Source organism: Bacillus sp. PK3-067 (assembly GCF_056738645.1).
In genome coordinates, this window is record NZ_CP096490.1 from 1,212,450 (window position 1) to 1,229,438 (window position 16,989).

Here is a 16,989-nt window from a genome sequence, read left to right on the forward strand (position 1 = left end):
AGCACGCCGTCTACCGGCGTGCTTCTAATTATGCAAAGCCCCTTTTAACCAATTCCGCGCCCGATACGCCCCAACTGGAACTTGAATAAGAGACGTTTCATTCCCAGCATCTATTCCGTACAATTGATCACATGAATTTGTATCAAAACTAAGTAAAGGATGCCCGCCCATCCCCATCGCGGTCGCTGCAAAAACGAGTTTATGAACAAGTATACCTGCTTCCATTTGATGAATACGATACCCTCTATAGCCTAATGCATTTGTATAATAATCTTTCTTTCCAACTACATGTAGGCAAAGTGATACTTGAAAAAGGTTTACGTTATCCATCGTCATACTAGATTGAAGAGGATAACGAAGGTCCCCATATCGAAGTGGTTGTATGGAATGCGTTTTACTGTTATAAGTGTAAGCGCCGTTTTTTATATCTTTTACATTATAGAAACATCCATATAATGAAACGCGCGCATTTTCATTTATATACTTACCATCAAGGTCGTTGGAATAAGGGAGGGAGAGGCTCGCTTCTTGTAGTAAAGTAGCGAGCTCGGCTGCATCCCATTTCGTTAAAGTAAAGTCAGCATCAGGGGAATACCGTTTTCTGCAAAGTTGTAAGAAATCATAAGATAAACGCTCTACTTTCGGCAGTTGTACAGCATGCTCATGATATTGATAGTGCTCTTCATGAGCTAGTGTTTGGAAGTGTGCTGTCGATTCGATCATAGAAGCTTCATTTATTTTTGTTATCATCGGATATTCATCTACATGTTTTGAGCGAACGAAATGTTCATGTGCGAGCGGCGGAATTTGTTGCAACAACTCATGAGAAGTAACTGTTTTATTTTCATGGTAATCATTGTGAAACCAATTAGTTTCTGGCTCTGTACTTAAAGGAATAACGGCATACACACTTTCTTCACCTTCTGACAATCCGAGTAAATGGTTCAGTGCACGGTCTAGAAATTGAAAGTATACGCCGTTCGTATAACCGAACTGTTTTGCACATTCAAGTAATTGTCCAATGAGAACCCCGCTATCTAATCCTTGAAGGCGATATGAAAAGTTATTGTATTTAAAGAAGTTTTTCCAAAACATAGTGGATACGAATGCGGCACCGAAACAATCATGTATATTACAGCGATTACCGAGTGCGTCTGCTAAATAAGAATCGAAATTTCCTTCGCGAAGTAAAATAAGCCGGTGATGCGCGGCGTCATAATGGTAAATGCCGTCTGGATAATCGTCAATCTTTAAATAGATATACAATTCATTCGGGTATAAGGCACCGCCTGAAGGAATGGATCTACGTAATACATTTCTCCCGCTATTTAGCTGACATAATTGTGTTACACCAAATGAATACCAAAGGTAGTGACCAATCTCATTTAGAGTAGGTGTAGTAGAAGAGTTCGATAAAGATAACGGGATTTCTAAGGAGAGCGGGATGGTAGGTACATTTCGATATAATTTATAAGGAAGCGGTGCGTCTTTCCAGTCCACCTCATGATTTGGCATAATTTCATCGATAGAGAAATGGAGATGATGTAAAAAAGTATTTAGCTGCATGAAATCCCTCCTTTACTATGGAAACGGATGTGGATGTGGATTTAATTTTTCATTTGTTAAAGGTTCGTCTGTATATCCAAGTGTCATCGGTATGGTATATACCCGGTCCAGTCCTGTAACCCGAGTAAGATGGTGTCCGAACGTCATCGGTAACATACCTGGAATAATAACTTTTACACAGTGTAGTCCGTTCTTTTCTATAAGGGGAACGGTTTGATCTACAACGATTACTTCAAGGTCAGATTGATGCAAACGATTTAAAAGTTGGTGGAGATCGGATGTTAAATCCATATCAAATGATTGTGATACATTCATTTCTTGGAACATTTGCACCGGTGCATCTTCTCGTAAAAGGAAGTGAAGACGTTCTTCCGTTTCTTTCAATCCATACAGCATACTATGGTCTTCCATTTTATTAACGAAATAAGGATCTTGTAAGCATTTTTCGTAGTATTCTCTTTTGTGCTCGAGCTCATCGTCTGTTATAAGTAACATGCCTGCTATTTCTTGAATGGCACTTTTTAAAGCTCGAATAGGATCTAAATGAGCGCCTCCTGCACAAACAACGTTCATTCCATTTTCACGCGTATTTTTTGCAATTACCCATAAGCTAGGGATGCCGTGTTCCATCGTCGCGTTAAAAGCGTGTAATTCATATCCGGTAATCGTACGTAACCGCTGAATCATTAATTGTAATTCTGTATCATTTGCTGAACTCAGATCAAGGCGGGGAAGAGGTAATTCTGCATACCAAGTGAGTAAGAAGGCATCACGCTCTACAATTTCTAAAATGCCGTGAAAAATCGCTTCTTCTAAACTACCGCCAATTGCACATCCATTTGATGTTTCATATACGAAAGCGTCTCGATGACCGAGGCTATAATAAGCAATTGATTCAGGAACTAAAAGCGGTCTGTTTTGTGATAAAGAATATCCCCATACCCAGTTTTGCTCATAATCAGGATCAAACGGTTTAAATGGAAAATTATCACGATTGTAATGTTCATTTGTATGTACACCGAGCGAGAGGGGATTTAGTGCGTGTTCTTCTAAATCATGAAAACTACCATGCACATTTGTCTTTTTCCCGCGAGGCGACATCCCGCAATATCGTTCTAAACCTTCTAAAATAGCAGTTGCTTCACTCACTGCAAATGAATGAGTTCGGCCTGCAACACCTTCATTTCCGAACATTAATGGCATGTTTATAATGACGTCAGCGAATGGTAATAATGAATGCTGCATTTTGCCGTTCAACATACCGACCCGATAATCTAAATAGTCTCTCGTTAAAAATGTGTTTAATTCATGAATGGAACGGCAGCGATACGTTTCGGTGCTTACTTTTAAACTCGGTTGTAAAGAAATTTCCGCCGCATCCGCAGTATCATTAGGTAAATTACTACATACAGGACAGAGAGGATCTGGAAGAAAAGAATGCCGCGTACATTGTAATGTTTGTAAGTTTAGTAAAATAAGTTCATTTTCTAAAGAAGAATGGTTATGAGTTAATATTTTTTCTGTTTCTGCGCAAATAAGATGGCACATTTGTAACATTCCATTTTGGGTGGCACGTACATCACGCCTCGTTACATCATCTGCTTTAAAGGCATATTTCCGCTGTAGTTCCCACATTTCTTTTTGGTCAAAGCCAGCGATAAAACGGCGTCCATCAGAACAATGGGAACATCCGGGCGTAAGAGGATGAATGTAAGGACCGATAATACCTTCGCCAAATGAAGTAAAACCACGTAGCCATGGAATATGATTTGACCGAAAAATTAGCTCAGCGTCATGATGAATAGTAGAAGGAGATCCGTCATGTAATACGAGAGCGAGATGAATATTTTCAGGAAGTACTTCTGGAAGGGTATGCTGACGAATGATGGAATATTGTTTGCATAATTGATCATGTACATAGTCTGCAAGAAGGCCATCTCCTATAAGCAATATATTTTGAGTCATAGACCGTCCTCCTTTGCAATTAATACCCCATACACACCGTCTAAGTTTTCTTTCAAAAATGGTTCGATTGCTAAATCAAACACGAAGGGATAAAAATTATGTTCTTCTAAATGCTGTAAGGCAAGCTGTAAAGATTGCACACTTGGAATTTCTTCTTCCGCTTGTATTTCCACTCTAAAAGAATCCGTGTCATATAAAATAATAGATGATTCAGGCAAGATATTAGCTCTGTAAGGAGTCTCTTCACTTTGAATGTGGAGCAGTGATAGTTGTAGTGCGTTCCGTAAGGCTAACGTCATATTAATATTAGATGCACCGTACCATCTATCATTTATACCAACCCAAATGACTGGAAAACTGAGAATCTCTTCACTCATTGCAATTTTAGGTGTTTCATGAATTGTAGCAAGAGCATCGTAATAAAATCTACAATGTTTATCGTGAATATCAGTTAAATCAATCGTTGTAAGTTCTTCTAGCATATGTGACTGCCGCTCATACAGTTTATTGTTTAAATGTTGTTGTAGTGCCCGGTAAAATCCTTCTGTCATCGTTTCTCCAGCACCGATACCGATATCGTTATGTTCAGGAATAAGGCGGTGAATGATTTCTGCTACATATGTTTCAATTCCTGTTAAACCGGCTTCTCGGCGTGCTTCATTATGAGTCAATCCACTGCAAGTCATAAGAGGCAGAAGGGGAGCTGGGCCATCTGATAGTGGAGTGGCTACTTGAATATAGCACTGTGATAACGGTAATTGATATGAATCTTGTTCATCCCATACATGGAATATACCGGCTTCTTTAGAAGTTAATGAGTCGAAAAAGCGGAATATATCAGTTGAAGTATGTTGGCCATACCGATGCTCAAGTTTTTCAGAAAGATTTTCTATCGTATCAATTGTAAAACTTTCATCAGTTGCAAGAGGGTGTTTTATAAAAGGATGCCACGTTCCTTCAAGTGTTTCATAGTTTAATAAAAAGAATTGTGCTTCTTTTTCACGATAAGAATCATCCGCGACATGTTTAAACAATTCAAAAACGATTACATTTGCTAACATGGCAGATGTAATTTGTGAGAAGGAATCCGATGAATTTTCATTTTGCAAAGTCGTTTCATGTAGCCGATGCCATGCGGATTCCCAGCATTCATCACGATTTTCCATTACGACAGGTCCAGCTATACCGAGTGTTGATAAACAAATAGCTGGTATAAAATTCTTTTTCGTTTCTCTACAAATAGTGTGAACTGTTTTTAAACCGTCAATGTCTCCATTTTGAGAAACATATAAAATCCAATCAAAAGGTTCGAATACTTCATGTAAGGGACGGTCAATTGTAGTATCGATTTCTTGAAGGAGTACACTGTTATCAACTTCATATGCACGTTCTATTAGCTCATGTATTCTGTCATAGTTTGTTTCATCTCGATCTGTAACGAGGTAATGAAATGTAGGTAAACCAGATTCTAATAAAGAAGAAACTAAGGAAGTGAGCATATCCCCAGAACCAAGTACAAGGACATTTGCTCCGCGGTACGTTTCGAATTTTAAAGCACCTGAATGAGAATCGGCTTCTAAAAATTCAATTTGCGAAGCATATCTGTCGAGTAATGTACTGTTTAATTCATGAGGTGCATCTTGATTTGCATCACGCACGAAACCATTTTCATATAAAATCTCTCCAATTTCAAATACACGGTTTTGATAGGGGAGAGGGAGGCCATCGGTTATTTCTGCTAAAGAATAATTCCCGTTAAACATTGGCATTAATTTTTCAATCCAGTCATAAATTCCATCACCGTCCATGCGAAATGAACTGGCGTTATTTCGAAAATAGACACCCCCGTTTGAATCGGGGAGGAAGAAAGTATCCTTATTTACTTTAAGTTTTGCATGAATTGGAAGGTTATTCATTTTAATCCTCCTTACGTTTAGGCATACATTATTACCTTATGTCATGAAATTTGTCCCGTATGAACACAATAAAAAAAGGCTGTAGAATGAATCATTCTACAGCCTTTAATAGATTTTTAATCTATCAACCTTCTAATAATAATGACTTTGGATCTTCAAGCATATCTTTAACAGCAACAAGGAAGCTAACTGCTTCTTTACCATCAACAATACGGTGATCGTAAGATAAAGCAATGTACATCATTGGGCGGTTTTCCATACGCTCGTTATCAATTGCAACTGGGCGTACTTGGATTTTATGCATTCCTAAAATACCAACTTGAGGGCTATTTAGGATCGGTGTTGACATTAGAGAACCGAATACACCACCGTTTGTAATTGTAAATGTACCACCTTGTAGTTCTTTTAATGAAAGTTTGTTATCGCGTGCTTTTTTACCTAATTCACGAATTTCGCTTTCGATTTCAGCGAAGTTTAATTGGTTAGCATCGCGTACAACTGGAACAACTAATCCATCTGGAGCTGCTACTGCAATACCGATATCATAGAATTTTTTAATGATAAGCTCGTCACCTTGAATTTCAGCATTTAATAATGGGAATTGTTTTAATGCTGCAACAACTGCTTTTGTGAAGAATGACATGAAGCCAAGACGTACATCATGTTTTTTCTCGAAAGCATCTTTGCGTTCTTTACGTAATTCCATGATCGCACTCATATCAACTTCGTTAAATGTTGTTAACATTGCAGATGTTTGTTGAACTTCTACAAGACGTTTTGCAATTGTTTGACGGCGGCGGGACATTTTCACGCGCTCAACTGGTTTTTCGAATTCCGTTTTTGCAACTGGAGCAGGAGCTGGACTCTTTGGAGCAGCTGGTGCTTCTTTTGGTGCTGCAGCATGAGCTTGTACATCATGTGGTCTCACGCGTCCAAGTGGATCTGTACTACGTACGTCGTTTAAGTCGATTCCTAATTCACGAGCCATCTTTCTAGCAGCTGGTGATGCGATAGGACGGTTTGTATTTGGTAACCCTTGTAGTGTTGTAGTTTGCTCAGCACTTGGTGCCGCAGCTTTCGGTGCTTCAGCTGTTTCTTGTTTTGGTTGCTCAGCAGCCGGTGCAGGTGTACTTACTGCAACTGGTGCTCCATTAGCATCTAAAATTGCGATAGTTGCGCCAACTTCAACTGTATCCCCAGGTTCGCCTAGTAACTTCGATACAATACCTGAATCTTCTGCAATGATTTCTACATTGACTTTATCAGTTTCAAGCTCAACAACGCTGCCACCTTTCTCAACTTTGTCGCCTACGTTGATAAGCCATTGTGAAATAGTTCCTTCAGTAATAGATTCTGCAAGCTCAGGTACTTTAATTTCGATCATTTTAAATGTCCTCCCCTTATTTGCCTAACGGTGTGTTTTTTCTTCTTTTGTCTTCGGTAATCTCCATTTGTTAGCCTGGCCTTGGGCAGATATTCTGCCCAAGGAACAAGCTAGAAACCTTCATTGTTACTTTTTAGTTGCTGTAAACTTCAATTTCTTGTTTATCTTGACGGAAGTTATACTTCACATCTAAAGCATGTGCAACAATTAGCTCTTGCTCAGCTTTGTGAGCGAATGGATCGCCGCCAGATGGACTAGAGCGATCAGGACGTCCAATGTAGCCTGTTTTCACTTTATCTCCAGCAAGTTCGAACAGAATTGGAGCCATGTAATGCCATGCGCCCATATTACGAGGTTCTTCTTGAACCCAAATGATTTCTTCTAAGTTTTTAAAGCGTTTAATAATAGATTGAACTTTCTCAGCAGGGAATGGGTACAATTGCTCAATACGAACGACATGAACTTCGTCTAAGTTGTACTCATGTTTACCCGACTCGATTTCTGCTGCTAAGTCAATCGCCATTTTACCTGTGCTTAAAACAAGACGTTTTACTTTATTTGGTTTCATGCCAAGGTTTTCTTGTTCTAAAGCAGGTTGGAAACGTCCTTCGCTTAACTGACTAGCAGTTGAAAGCGTAAGTGGGTGACGTAATAAACTCTTCGGCGTCATCAATACTAATGGTCGAACAGCTTCTGTTCCTAAGATAGATGCTTGACGACGCAGGATATGGAAGTATTGAGCCGCGCTCGTTAAGTTTGCAACTGTCCAGTTATTCTCAGCAGCTAACTGTAAGAAACGCTCTGGACGTGCACTAGAGTGCTCTGGTCCTTGACCTTCATAACCGTGTGGTAATAGAAGAACTAAGCCAGATTTTTGACCCCATTTTGCTCTTCCAGCTGAAACATATTGATCAAATAATGCTTGCGCAGTATTTGAGAAGTCACCATATTGCGCTTCCCACATAACAAGAGTTTCTGGAGCGAATACGTTATAACCATATTCGTAACCAACAACAGCAGCCTCTGATAACGGACTGTTATGAACAGAGAACGATGCATTAATGTTTGGTAAGCGATGTAACGGTGAATATGTTTCATTTGTATCAGTATCGTGTAATACGATATGACGGTGTGCGAATGTACCACGCTGTGAATCTTGACCAGTTAAACGAATTGGCGTACCTTCTTGTAAAATAGAAGCGAATGCTAACGATTCAGCAAGTGCCCATTCAATTTTACCGTTCTCTTCAAGAGCATCTTTACGGCGCTCAAGAATTTTCTTCACTTTCGGATATACGTTAAATCCTTCTGGCCAAGATAGTAGACCTTCATTAATTGCACGAAGTGAGTCAATCTCAACACCAGTATCAATTGGTTGAATACCTTTTGCAACAACATCTGGTACTTTAACGTGAATTGTTGCGTCGCTCGTATCAGCTGGTGGTACTTGTGCATAGTCGGATTTTAATTGCTCTTGTGTAAACTGTGTAATTGTTTCAACCTCATCTGCATTTAGAACACCAGCAGCTTGTAATTGATCTGCATAAATTGCCCTTACAGTTGGATGGTTTTTAATTTTTTTGTACACTTGTGGTTGCGTAACTGCTGGATCATCCATTTCGTTATGACCGTAGCGGCGGTAACCAATTAAATCGATTAAGAAATCTTTTTTGAACAACATGCGATATTGAATCGCAAGGTTAGCAGCTGCAAGACAAGCTTCCGGATCATCAGCGTTCACGTGAACAATCGGAATATCGAAACCTTTTGCAAGGTCACTAGAATATTTCGTAGAACGAGAATCATAGCTATCAGTCGTAAAACCAACTGCATTGTTTGCGATAACATGAATCGTTCCGCCTGTTTGATACGCGTCCAATCTGCTTAAGTTGAGTGTCTCAGATACAATACCTTGACCAGGGAATGCAGCATCACCATGAACTAAAATTACGAATGATTTTGAAGTATCTTGATCTGGAAGACCAGATTTTTTACGATTCTCTTGAGCAGCACGTGCGAAACCTTCTACTACAGGATTCACGAACTCAAGATGACTCGGGTTATTTGCTAATGTCACGCGAGTGCTAACTTCTTCGTTACTAACGACTTGTTCTCTACCTAGGTGGTATTTCACATCGCCAGTCCAGCCAGAATTAGCCACTGCGCCTTCTATTTTTGCATGTTTGAACTCAGCAAACATGTGGCTATATGGTTTTTCTAATACGTGAGCAAGTACGCTTAGGCGACCGCGGTGAGCCATACCAATCATGACATCCTCAACGCCGTTTTTAGCACCTTCTAGAACAATTTCATCTAAAACAGGTACAAGCATATCAACGCCCTCGATAGAGAAACGTTTTTGCCCAACGAATGTTTTATGCAAGAATTGCTCGAAACCTTCAACAGCTGTTAAACGTTTTAAAAGAGCAGTTCGTTTTTTATTTGATAGTGGTTGACGCAATGAATTTGATTCCACCATTTGATGCAACCACGCGCGTTCTTCACTATCTTGTATATGAGAAAATTCATAAGCTAAAGATTTTGTATAAACGTCTTTTAATCTATGAATTACATCAAGTGCAGTGTGAATACCTTCTGGTGCATCTGGCCATACTGTTTTCGCTGGAATCGCTTTCAAGTCAGCATCGCTCAGTTCGTTCAATGCTTTCTCAAGAAGAGATTGTCCATTTGCAGCATCTTCCATCGGGTTGATGTGAGCCAACGTGTGCCCGAAAGAACGAATCTGCTCAACAAGTTGAACGACTTTAAGAATTTTTTCAATGTTACCTGTGTTTTGAGGAGAAAAATGTGTTGCTGTGTTGTCCCCTGTTACGACATCATCTTGAAACGAAGGAGCTCCAAAAATTTCAAAAAGCTCTTGTAATTCCGGATCAACAGAACCTGCTCCAGTTACGTAAAGATCATACTGTTCAATAACATAACCAAGGTTCGGACCGTGGAACTTGGCCCAAGGGTTTGTCGTTGTATTCTTCCTCGTCATTTGTTTAAACCTCCCAATGCATATAATCCTTTTCCATACAAAGGTGCATTTTGCTCTTTTTCAATAAGTAATGAATCAATAATCAATGTAAATGTTTTCTTTACTCTTATGTTATTACAATAATTTACATAATACCAAACACTATTACTTATCTGTTTTGTAAAAAAACATTCACAATAACTTATCACCCAAGTTAATCTTTCATGTTATAAAGTAATTTTACAGAAAAATGGGGTGGATATATTTGGTATGCCTATACTAATAGCTATAATTGTTGCATTTAAATATAGGTATAATAGTTAGAATGTTTCGATAAAATTAGTTTGAATTATGTATATTGAAATAATAAGCGCTTTCATAGATATTATACAACAATATAACGGAATATAGTATAAAAAATAAAAAATTATGAATTTATCGTAAACTTTATTTAGATAGTGTTAAATATTGAAAGGAAAGTGAAGGATTTCTACAAAAAAAGTTGCTAAACATAAAAAATGCTCCATAAACAGTTAGTTTCTATAAATATGACGAAAAACACCGTAAAACCAATAACACATTTCATCTAATAAAGAAGAGAATGAAATATTTTAAAAGGATAAAACAAATATGAAGATATTAAATTTTAAAAAAGGTGAGGAGGAAATATAGTAACGATTACATACAGTGTTCCATGTTTTATTACAAAATAGACGTGCTCAAATCGAACAAGTTTCTTCTATATAAATAGAGTGAAAAATGATTGGAATAAATGTAAAGGAACCTTGACGTAAAGTTTACCTTACATATATACTCGATATATGGAAGGAGGGAGAAATTTCCTTGGAAAATAAAATGGTCGAATACCGAAAAAAATTTGGACTATCTCAAGAAAAGTTGGCTGAGAAACTTGGAGTTTCCAGACAAACCATCATTTCAATTGAAAAAGGGAAATACGATCCATCACTTCCGCTAGCCTTTGAAATAGCAAAAACATTTCAAACAACGATAGAACATGTATTTATTTATGAAGGAAAAGAAGAGGTGGAATAGGGATGAATTATTCACAAAAGTACTTTGTAATTATGGGGATTATTTTTCTATTTATGAGTGGATTTATGATATTAACAGGTATAATGACGCATTCTGCACCGCCAAGTCCTACTTATACGTTACTTGCAATGATGGTTATGTGTTTCTGCCTTAGTTACTTACACCCGCAATTTAAAGAAAAAGACGAGCGAATGAAACTTATTCGTTATAAAGGAATGTTTGTAACCTTTTTTGCATTAACGGCATATTATCTTCTTTTCTCTATCGGCTTAAACTTAAAAATACTTACACTATCTGCTACTGAATTATTGAATATACTTATGGCACTTACGATGAGTACCGTCTTTATCTCATTTGTTGTTTTGGCAAAAAGATATTAAGATGGAAGAGAGAAAGGAAGATTAACATATGCAAATGATGTATGCTTTTGGCATTGGGCTTGTATTATTTTTAGCAGTATTCTTATTTATTCGTAAAGACGTTCAAGGCGGGACGTTAACGAAACGAGGATTTTATAAAATGATCGGCTGTTTAGTTGTTATGTTTATAGCGATTATTGTAATGATTGTTTTAATAAGTCGGTCACTATAGAATGTAAAAACGAAACCTTACTTCGGTAAGGTTTTTTCTTTATTGTTCAACCTAAAAATTACCACTAAATCCATTTACTATAAATAACTTATATTATATAATCCAATGAAATGATAGATAAGGAGTGTAGTATATGAATAAAAAAACTATCTTCTATTTATTAACTTGTCTACTACTTGTAGCTAGTACTACTTATATAATATGTAACAAACGAGAACAAGTGCCACCTATGTTAGTATGGGACGAACAAGAATACTATGTTACGAATGAATCTGCCAAAATAGAAGAAGTTGGGCAAAAACTTGGCGAAGTAACAAAGGAAATTAAAACAAGTAGAAAACCTACTAAAAATAGAGAATCTAATACATTACAAGAGAAAACAGAAGTATTTACAATGATTGAGGAAGAAAAAAGTGATTACCCGCCTTTAATCATAAAGGAAGCTTATAGTGATGAATATAGGGTAGTGAGGCCGATGTTGAAGCAAGTATTGTGATGAAAAGGGGATTCATATGCAGACAGTAATTTCGTATCCGTGGGTGTTAAGAAAAATATTTGTCTTTTTCCTCCTATCGGTGCTGTTTACATTTTGATGAATAGAGGAGCGATACAAAAGAGAGATTTTATATTTATTATTTGCTGCTATGAATATATCACTTTGGTTATTGCTTATGATTTTTGATTGGAGTATGTGGATGGTAGTAGGGCATTATTTGTTTGGAGCAGTTGTTATTGTTTTTTCGAATATGAATAAGAGCTAAGCCAGCAACCTTAAAGTTGCTGGTTTTTATTTTGCTATTTATAATGAAGAAACAAATTTTTAATAGAGAGTAGTGGGCGTTATGAGATGGAAAGAGGGAACGTTTGAAAAAATAGACACGAATAACTCATCTGTTGAGCAACTTATAAACACGTTTAAGGAACAAAACTTAATTGGTGGAGCAATAATAAGCTGTTTTAAAGTGCATAACGAAAATTTTTTAAAGAAATACCACATTCGAAAGATGGACATGAGCACTTCTTTAGAAGAATTTTCAACTCTTTAGATATAATCAATAACTTAGAAGAGTTAAAAATACATACATCAGACAAATATAAGTTTCGTTTTAAAGAGCAGCTGGCAGTTATGCTTGATGGTAGCATTGCTGCGCAAATTTTGTGGGGCGGAGCATATGAAGGGTTTAAGGAACGACCAGTTATCGCAAAACAATTAGCAGTCAATGTATGTCAATATATGTTCCAAGATCGATACGAAGATATTAAAGTGTTCGAAAGCTATCGCCCTTGGACAGATTGGTTTTACGATGTTGCGTGGGATGTTACTTGGATGGTGTTAGATAGTAGGGAACAGAAAATGTGGTTCATTTGTGCTACGGATACAGATTGATAGAAGAGGGACCTTGTAGGAATGCTGCAAGGCCCTTTATCTTTTGGGAATTAATAGAAAACGAATCATATAAATGCTATACTAAAAAATGTTTGTAATGTCAGTTTCATAATATTGTATGATGCTGACTTACTAGAAAAGATAAGAGGAGAATGAGCGTGCAAAAGATAAAGAGATTATTGCTATTAATGATGGTAGTAGGATTAACAGCAGGTGTTTTAGCAGGGTGTGCAAATCCGAAAGATACTACAGAAGAATTTTTAACAGCGATACAAAAAGGTGATGTAGAAAAGGCTCGTACATTTGTTGAGAGTGACAAGGAATTTAATAAGCTAAATGAAAAAACAGATGATGCTGAGGCAAAAGCAATGCTAAGTGCAATTACAAAGAACTTTAAATTTGAAAAGCTAGAAGAAGTATCGAAAAAGGATGACAAAGCAGAAGTGAAAGTGAAAATTACATCTGCTGATCTATCCGTTGCTGTAACAAAAGCAGTGGGAGAAGTTATGCCAATGGCCTTCGCTAGCGCATTTAGTGAAGACAAAGAACAATCTGAAAAAGCAATCGAAAAAACAATGACCTCAACCATCATCAAAAACTTAGCAGATAAAGATGCAGCAATGGCAACTCGCGAAGTTACATTGAACTTAAAGAAAGACAAAGATGGCGACTATAAAATCGTTGCTGACGATAACTTGAAAGAAGTATTGTTTGCAAATGCGAAATCTTTGGAGAAGATGTTTGGTGGGAAGTAATTGAATTAGATAAAAAAGAGACACTATATCACGTAGAAGGTTGATATGGTGTCTCTTTTTTATATGACCCCGGAGAGGCTCGAACTCACGACCTCCACCCTGTCAAGGTGGCGCTCTCCCTGCTGAGCTACGGGATCCCAACTATAAATGTTACCATCAGCAATGTATTTTCATTTCATTCGTGTAATCGGAGGATTTGTACAATTTGTTGAGTATTGTAACATTTGATGTATTCCTATAATAGCAACAAACTTTAGTAGTGTAAAGATGTAATTTTCTGAATATTATCATTCTAATTTGTATATAAAAAATAAGCCCCGAAGAGCTTATTTCAATAATAATAATATCACCGCAATTATCAATGATATCATCAAAAATACAAGTATAAATAATGGAGCTTGTTCATAAGCTATCGTCCTGTAACTGTCATTCCTGCTGTGTAAATTGTATCAATAGAACCGTCAGCGCCTTTTATTTCGACTTTATAACGATATGTTCCATCCTCATAAATATCATCGCCATATCCTGTGAAAGTTGCAATTTCATCATTGCTTCCAGCTGGGACCCATTGATTTTGCCAACGGAAGTTGGTTTCAAATTCTCCCCATCTATCGCCATATTTCTTTTCAAGGCTGACATTGTAATGAATTTCTTCAGCTCGGTCATTTGTAATTCTTGCAATTACGCTATTACCAAAAGTAACTTGTGTAGAGTGTACCTGAACTGTAACACCGTTCACCGTTTCACCAGGACCACAAATGTAATGACAACCATCCCATTCGTCAGCATGTGCTTTTGGTGTTTCAATGTTCATAACCGTTAAACCCCCTAAAGCTAAAGCTCCTGTTAATAATACTTTACTAAATGCCTTCACTTGAAATTCCCCCTAAGTATATTCTCAATTCGTTCGATAGATATCACATTAAGTAGTTTTATAACATTAATCTAATCGAACACTTTTTTCCTCGAGTGTATTCGCTATGAATCTTTCATCTTGTAGTAATCTAACCTCTACATAAAATTTCATAGTTTTGATTTCATATATGTATCATGATTTACATAGAACAAATCTGTTAATACGTTTTGGTTATTTGCTTATCCCACTACTCTTTATTACCTTTTATTGGTAAAACGTTGGTTTTATTATATACCATTATTATCTATTTACAAGAGAAAACAATACTGTATGCAAAAATGCATAATAAAAAACACTACTTGTATTCTGAATTACAGAATACAAGTAGTGTTGGGTTTCAATTAATATTTAATTGGAACCTAATGCTAATTTTTTATGTTTAACAGTATACATATATCACTGTTTTTTTAGTCATAATTGATAAAATTTGTTCAGGGGACGCTCTTCCTGTTGAGCTATGGGATCTTTAAAAGGGAAAGTATAAGCGATTATGAGAGTAATGTATGAAGGGATAATGATGAGAAGCGAATTTAGTAGAAAGTAGTCTTTGGATGTAGAGGTTATATTATTTCCGATACCAATCCAAAGGACCTTCATCACTCAAATCAACAAGAAAAGGGAACAAGAAGTGTAAAGGTAAGCTTATAAGTTCTGGCATAGCGTTCACTGTTTTCTTTGATAGATATTGCCTCCCAAAACAATACGGACAATCTTTTTCAAATGTCACGAGTATTGACCATACATCTTTTACTTTCCACTTCGTTTTACAATACGTACAACGCGCCATTGAGTTCCTCCTCAGTTTAAGGTGTTTTCTAATATATTCTACTTTATTGTACGAAAGTCATTTGAATTTGATGTGGTAAAATGCAAAACAAGCCTAACCTCGTTCTACATTCAGGGAGGGGTTAAGCTTGTTTTAATTCCGTTCAATGTCTCTTTGTATCAGGCTGTTTATACATTGCCTAGATAGCTTCGTGTTAAATTCGGGAGAATAATTTTTCCATCTTTACTGTATTTTTCGAATAGCTCTGATAGGAGAAAAATAAAGTTTTTATACTGTTCGTCATTTTCTTTCGGAGCATAAGATGCTGATAAATTCCTTCCCAAAAACCCTTCATAATCAAAAAGTAAATCATTTTGATATTCTTTAAAATCATACTTTCCATCTTTAAAAAAGTTGTTAAATACTTCTGGAGTTTCATCTATTCCACCGCTAAAGCCTTTAAAGTTTGGACAGGTTTTCTGGCAAATTTCTGCATTCTCTTTAATAAGTGGACTAGTTAAATCTCTACTATTCCAAACAAGTGCAACATTTGCTTTTTGTTTTAAAATTCGTTGGCATTCGATTTTGAAAGCCTCTTTATCAAACCAATGAAATGCTTGGGCAACAGTTACTAAATCTACACTATTTTCTTTTAAAGTGGTATTTTCAGCAGTTGCTTTTATGGATTGAAAACGAGAATATAGTTTTAATGATTGCTCAGCCATCTTTCTCATATCATCATTTGGCTCAACTCCAATAACATGTAAACCACTTTCAAGCAGCTGGTGGCTAAATATCCCCGTACCTGAACCAATATCAGCCACAATCCGATTCCCTTTCAGTTGGTTAGCTGAAAGCAAGTAATCAATATATTCATTAGGATAACTAGGGCGATATTTTGCATATATATCGGCCCTGTCAGTAAAATTTTCTGTTGTTTTCACAGTACTACCTTCTTTCTTACGATATGATGTACAGAAATAGAAATTAAATATGAATTCAGGCATCAGTCTTTAAGTCTACAACTTAAGAATCCAGCTAAATAGAGGGCCTCAGTTTCTTTATTCAAATATCCTTTATCCGTTTAGTATACTATTTTAGATAATATCTTCCAAAAGACTAGAATGGCTTACTCAATTATGTTTTAAAGTGTATATTTTTATGGATTTATTTAATAATTTATGAGCGATTGTATGTCGTATTACGTTTACGTAGGTAAGAGATTTTTATTTTTGCTATTTAAATTGGCCAATATATCCTTTTTACAATTTACTGAAAATCATGTATAACAGAGATACATGATTATTTTATCTCGCTATTTGCGGGCAGTAAGATCCCTTACCTCGAAATTCAGCAAAAGTAAAGAAGTTAGGTTCGGGTCGGAATGCCCGTAAAAGTCCGATTCGTGAGGGTTGATGAAAGTTTCACTTTATAAATATTCAGAAGTAGAGGGAGAAAAGTTGTAATGGTAAGAAAAACGTTCAAGATGCGCGTGTCTAAAAATAGAACGATTTCGATTAATGGATCGATTCTTGATGTGGATGTTACACATGATGAATTTTTACAAGAGTTTGTTGAGTGGGTTGATTCTAAAGGTTGGTCGTTTATGGGAATAACAGATGAGATTACGCCCGAGGAAGCTAGTCAAAAGTTAATAGATTCGTTGATTGATGAGAAGGATAAGAAAGAGTAATTCCTTCTTATTTTTAT

At 36.6% G+C, this 16,989-nt stretch carries 14 protein-coding genes, 1 tRNA gene and 2 pseudogenes; 8 read left to right on the forward strand and 9 right to left on the reverse strand.

The window, feature by feature from the left end; all coding sequences use genetic code 11:
* Positions 1-24 precede the first annotated feature (24 nt).
* The 5 genes from M1D73_RS06305 to odhA all read right to left on the reverse strand — a co-directional run bounded on the left by M1D73_RS06305 (position 25) and on the right by odhA (position 9,832).
* Entirely contained in the window at positions 25-1,566 is a 1,542-nt protein-coding gene (locus tag M1D73_RS06305; protein ID WP_001176762.1) for a SagB family peptide dehydrogenase, read from the reverse strand.
* A gap of 15 nt (positions 1,567-1,581) precedes the next feature.
* Complete coding sequence (locus tag M1D73_RS06310) at positions 1,582-3,531, reverse strand: TOMM precursor leader peptide-binding protein (protein WP_000192983.1); 1,950 nt, start codon at positions 3,529-3,531, stop codon at positions 1,582-1,584.
* Positions 3,528-5,447: a putative thiazole-containing bacteriocin maturation protein gene (locus tag M1D73_RS06315; RefSeq protein WP_001061553.1), complete on the reverse strand. Its 1,920-nt coding sequence runs from the start codon at positions 5,445-5,447 to the stop codon at positions 3,528-3,530. The genes M1D73_RS06310 and M1D73_RS06315 overlap by 4 nt, the downstream gene beginning before the upstream one ends.
* Before the next feature lie 124 nt (positions 5,448-5,571).
* Positions 5,572-6,831, reverse strand: coding sequence for a 2-oxoglutarate dehydrogenase complex dihydrolipoyllysine-residue succinyltransferase (odhB, locus tag M1D73_RS06320; RefSeq protein ID WP_000569900.1), 1,260 nt, complete (start codon positions 6,829-6,831; stop codon positions 5,572-5,574).
* 133 nt (positions 6,832-6,964) lie between these two features.
* On the reverse strand, positions 6,965-9,832 hold the full coding sequence (gene odhA, locus M1D73_RS06325) for a 2-oxoglutarate dehydrogenase E1 component (RefSeq protein WP_121868127.1): 2,868 nt from the start codon (positions 9,830-9,832) through the stop codon (positions 6,965-6,967).
* A gap of 822 nt (positions 9,833-10,654) precedes the next feature.
* On the opposite strand from odhA, the gene M1D73_RS06330 reads away from it, so the two are divergent.
* The 7 genes and pseudogenes from M1D73_RS06330 to M1D73_RS06360 all read left to right on the forward strand — a co-directional run bounded on the left by M1D73_RS06330 (position 10,655) and on the right by M1D73_RS06360 (position 13,597).
* The gene (locus M1D73_RS06330; RefSeq protein WP_000428509.1) at positions 10,655-10,864 is read left to right on the forward strand and encodes a helix-turn-helix transcriptional regulator; all 210 of its coding nucleotides are present in this window, start codon (positions 10,655-10,657) and stop codon (positions 10,862-10,864) included.
* 2 nt (positions 10,865-10,866) lie between these two features.
* Positions 10,867-11,244, forward strand: a complete 378-nt coding sequence (locus M1D73_RS06335; RefSeq protein WP_100654925.1) for a permease — start codon at positions 10,867-10,869, stop codon at positions 11,242-11,244.
* A 28-nt stretch (positions 11,245-11,272) separates the two neighbouring features.
* Positions 11,273-11,455: a DUF3976 domain-containing protein gene (locus M1D73_RS06340; protein ID WP_001178303.1), complete on the forward strand. Its 183-nt coding sequence runs from the start codon at positions 11,273-11,275 to the stop codon at positions 11,453-11,455.
* A 133-nt stretch (positions 11,456-11,588) separates the two neighbouring features.
* Complete coding sequence (locus M1D73_RS06345) at positions 11,589-11,951, forward strand: hypothetical protein (RefSeq protein ID WP_100654924.1); 363 nt, start codon at positions 11,589-11,591, stop codon at positions 11,949-11,951.
* 16 nt (positions 11,952-11,967) lie between these two features.
* Positions 11,968-12,216: pseudogene (locus M1D73_RS06350) on the forward strand (hypothetical protein).
* An 81-nt stretch (positions 12,217-12,297) separates the two neighbouring features.
* Positions 12,298-12,842 (forward strand): annotated as a pseudogene (locus tag M1D73_RS06355) (hypothetical protein).
* Positions 12,843-13,000: 158 nt separating this feature from the next.
* Positions 13,001-13,597 carry a DUF4878 domain-containing protein gene (locus M1D73_RS06360; RefSeq protein ID WP_121868128.1) on the forward strand — a complete coding sequence of 199 codons (597 nt, stop codon included), beginning with the start codon at positions 13,001-13,003 and terminating at the stop codon, positions 13,595-13,597.
* 64 nt (positions 13,598-13,661) lie between these two features.
* Here M1D73_RS06360 and M1D73_RS06365 read toward each other — a convergent pair.
* From M1D73_RS06365 to M1D73_RS06380, 4 genes are all read right to left on the reverse strand, one after another.
* Positions 13,662-13,734 (reverse strand) — tRNA-Val (locus M1D73_RS06365).
* Positions 13,735-14,006: 272 nt separating this feature from the next.
* Positions 14,007-14,471, reverse strand: coding sequence for a hypothetical protein (locus M1D73_RS06370; RefSeq protein WP_000643273.1), 465 nt, complete (start codon positions 14,469-14,471; stop codon positions 14,007-14,009).
* Between the two features lie 607 nt (positions 14,472-15,078).
* Positions 15,079-15,300, reverse strand: a complete 222-nt coding sequence (locus M1D73_RS06375; protein ID WP_000090221.1) for a hypothetical protein — start codon at positions 15,298-15,300, stop codon at positions 15,079-15,081.
* A gap of 167 nt (positions 15,301-15,467) precedes the next feature.
* On the reverse strand, positions 15,468-16,223 hold the full coding sequence (locus M1D73_RS06380) for a class I SAM-dependent methyltransferase (protein ID WP_000858661.1): 756 nt from the start codon (positions 16,221-16,223) through the stop codon (positions 15,468-15,470).
* A 521-nt stretch (positions 16,224-16,744) separates the two neighbouring features.
* Here M1D73_RS06380 and M1D73_RS06385 point away from each other — a divergent pair.
* Positions 16,745-16,972 carry a hypothetical protein gene (locus M1D73_RS06385; RefSeq protein ID WP_000251856.1) on the forward strand — a complete coding sequence of 76 codons (228 nt, stop codon included), beginning with the start codon at positions 16,745-16,747 and terminating at the stop codon, positions 16,970-16,972.
* The last annotated feature ends 17 nt before the right edge of the window (positions 16,973-16,989 follow it).